Genomic DNA, 3,391 nt, shown 5'->3' with positions numbered 1-3,391 from the left:
AGCGCCGCGTCATCGACGATGCCGCCGCGCGCGATATTGGTGAGCGTGGCCGTGGGTTTCATCAGCGCGAATTCCGCCGCGCCGATCGTGTGGTGATTTTCCGGCGTGTACGGCAGCACCAGCACGACGTGATCGGCCTCTTTCAGCAGATCGGCCTTGGAGCGGTATTCGGCGTTCAGTTCGCGCTCGATCTCGGGCGCGACGCGCGAACGGTTGTGATAGATCACGCGCATGTTGAAGCCCAGCGCGCGGCGCGCAAGCGCCTGACCGATGCGGCCCATGCCGATCACGCCCAGCGTCGCGCCGTGAATATCCGCGCCGAGGAACATGTCGAACGACCACTTCTGCCACTTGCCCGCGCGCAGATAGTGCTCGGATTCGGTGATGCGGCGCGCGGTCGCCATCATCAGCGCCCAGCCGAAATCGGCGGTGGTTTCGTTGAGCACGTCGGGCGTGTTGGTGCCAAGCACATGGGCGGCGTTGAAGGCCGTCATGTCGAAATTGTTGTAGCCCACCGCCATGTTCGACACCACGCGTAGACGCGGCGCGGCCGCCAGCACGGCGGCGTCGATCGGCTCGCCCATGGTGAGCGCGCCGTCCTTGTCGGCGAGCCGCGCTTTGAGCGCGTCGGCGGACAGCGTTTCGCCGTTGTTCCAGTCGACATCGAAATATTGCTTGAGCCGGTCGATCACTTCAGGAAAGATCGGGCGCGCCACGAGAATCTTTTGCATCGTTGCTCTCCACACTGCTGGGGTTGAGACATCACTGCCTGGCGATATTGTCGCTGCATTGCCACTTCAGGCGAGGCTAGACGAAGAACAGCCAGGTCGCCACGGCGAACACCGGTGTCAACACCACGCACGACCAGCCAAGATAGCCGAAGAATCCCGGCATACGCACGCCGCGTTGCTGCGCGATGGCCTTGACCATGAAGTTCGGCGCGTTGCCGATGTAGGTCACCGCGCCCATCCACACAGCGCCCGCCGAAATCGCCGCGAGCGTGCGTGCGCCGCTCGTCATGAGCGTGGGCGCGTCGCCGCCGGCGAGATTGAAAAACACCAGCCACGTCGGAGCGTTGTCGAGGAACGACGAGAGCAGTCCCGTGGCCCAGAAATAGAGCGCGTCGTTGGGTTGTCCCGGCGCGTCGTTGACGAACTGGATCAGCGCCGCGAACGCGCCCTGCTCGCCCGCGCGCAGCATCGCGATAACCGGCGTGATCGTCGCGAAGATGCCTGCGAACAGCTTCGCCACCTCGGCGATGGGCGCCCAGTCGAAACCGTTGTCGGCGCGCGCGGTGCGCGAGGTGCAGAACAGCGACAGCGCCGCCAGCACGATCAGGCCCGCGTCGCGCACGAGGTTTTGCAGTTCCAGCCGCGCGCCCGGCAGATCGATGCCGATGTCCGGCTTCCAGACGCCGCTCATCAGCACCAGCGCGATCACGCCCGCAAGCAGCGCGAAGTTCATCTTCCCGCCGATGGCGATGCGCCCGCTATCGGGCGTCGGATCGAGCGTGGCCGCACGCGCTTCGTCTTCGCGACGGAAAAACCACGAATCGAGCAGCCAGAACGCCACGAGCAGCACGGCGCAGACGAACAGCATCGGCACGGCAAGATGCTGCGTAGTCCAGAAGAAACTCACGCCATTGAGAAAACCAAGGAACAGCGGCGGATCGCCGAGCGGCGTGAGCGAGCCGCCCGCATTCGCCACGAGGAAGATGAAGAACACCACGACATGGACGTTGTGGCGACGATTGTCGTTGGCGCGCAAGAGCGGCCGGATCAGCAGCATGGCCGCGCCGGTCGTGCCCATCACGCTCGCAAGCGCGGTGCCGAGCAACAGGATCGTCGTATTGGTGCGCGGCGAGCCGCGCAGATTGCCGTAGATGCAGATGCCGCCCGCGATCGTATATAGCGCGCCGAGCAGCACGATAAACGGCACGTACTCGTCGATCAGCGCGTGCACGAGGAGCGGATACGTGGCGGACACGCCATGCGTCGCGGCGAACGGCAACAGGAATGCCAGCGCCCAGAACGCCGCTACCTTGCCGAAGTGCTGATGCCAGAAGCTGGCCGCGACCATCGGAAAGAGCGCGATCGACAGCAGCATGAGTGCGAACGGCACGCCCCACGCCGGGGAAAGCGTTGCGCCATCCACGCCCGCCGCGTGCGCGCACGGCGCCGCGCAGATTGCGAGCGCCGCGCCGCTCACTTGCAGGACGCGCTTCAAAACGTCACGCGCCATGCACGACGACGACATGAACGCGATAAGGCCCGTGCGCGCCCAGCACGATGGTTTGTTCGATATCGCCGGTGCGCGACGGCCCCGAGACGAAGTTCACCGCGCGCGGCAGCTCGCCGCGTTCGGCGCGCATGAGCGCGAAGGCGTCCTCGTGACCTGCGACGATGCGCGACGCCGGCACCACGGCAATGTGCGTTTCGGGCAGCAAGGCACCCGATGCCCAGGTTTGCGGACCGGACAGCAGCACCAGCGTGCCGGTTTCGGCGGTGGCGCAAAAGCAGCCGGTCAGGCCGACGAGATCGCGATCCTCGGGCTTGCGAAACGCCACGCTCAAGCCCGCACTCGCCCAGTCGAACGATTCGAGCGTCTGCCAGGCGACCGCCTGCATCGGCAACGCAAGCGCGGCGAGATAGCGCGCCGCGGCGGCAGGCACATCCGTGAGTTGGGCGACTTCGTCGACGGTGGTGGCCATCTTCTTCGCCTGTTCGACGAAGTGCGCGACGAGATCGCCTTCGAGGGCCGGACGCGGCCCTTGCGGATGACGCGCGAGATAGTCGGCGACGGCTTCGCGTTCGTGCGGCGTGGGCGTCGGCGCGCTCACGGCGCGGCCCTGGGCCGCGCGGATACGCGCGAGTATGCTGCGGCGGGCGGCCGTGGTATCCATGAACGTCCTCGTCGAAAAAGGAAAGGCCAAAGAAAAAGGCGGCGCGCCGATTATACCGGCGCGCCGCCTCGCGTTTTACGGCCTGGCGCGTGACAGAGACGCGGCCTTTAATTGACCTTTAGTGGCCCGCGAGTTCCTCTTCGGTCGGTTGTTCGATGCCGAACACCTGGCGCAGATAGGCCAGATACGCCTTGTCGTCGCACATGTTCTTGCCCGGCGAATCGGACAGCTTGGCGACCGGCTGGCCATTGCAGCGGACCATCTTGATGACGATCTGCAGCGGCTGATAGCCGAGGTCGTTGGTGAGATTGGTGCCCACGCCGAACGCCAGACGGCAGCGGTCCTTGAAGCGCTCGTAAAGACTCAGCACCTTGGGAATGTCGAGCGCGTCCGAGAAGATCATCGTCTTGGTGCGGCCATCGACGCGATTGTCCTCGTAGTGCTTGAGCAGACGCTCGCCCCAATCGAACGGATCGCCCGAATCGTGAC

Annotated in this window: 3 protein-coding genes and 1 pseudogene; all 4 read right to left on the bottom strand. The window is 65.3% G+C overall.

Features of this window, described 5'->3' with window-relative positions; translation table 11 throughout:
* Positions 1–731, bottom strand: a 731-nt coding sequence (locus VG320_RS29735; RefSeq protein WP_327203660.1) for a D-glycerate dehydrogenase, incomplete at its 3' end; no start/stop codon positions are given.
* Positions 732–807: 76 nt separating this feature from the next.
* Positions 808–2,241: a sodium:proton antiporter gene (locus VG320_RS29730; RefSeq protein ID WP_327203659.1), complete on the bottom strand. Its 1,434-nt coding sequence runs from the start codon at positions 2,239–2,241 to the stop codon at positions 808–810.
* Positions 2,231–2,902 (bottom strand): lactate utilization protein C, encoded by a 672-nt coding sequence (locus tag VG320_RS29725; RefSeq protein ID WP_327203658.1) that lies wholly within the window; start codon positions 2,900–2,902, stop codon positions 2,231–2,233. Before VG320_RS29725 ends, VG320_RS29730 begins: the two co-directional genes overlap by 11 nt.
* A gap of 118 nt (positions 2,903–3,020) precedes the next feature.
* Positions 3,021–3,391, bottom strand: a pseudogene (locus VG320_RS29720) (nicotinate phosphoribosyltransferase); the annotation flags it as partial.

The sequence above is a fragment of the Paraburkholderia sp. genome (assembly GCF_035948235.1).
GTDB lineage: Bacteria > Pseudomonadota > Gammaproteobacteria > Burkholderiales > Burkholderiaceae > Paraburkholderia.
This window is presented reverse-complemented; position numbering and strand designations above follow the sequence as displayed.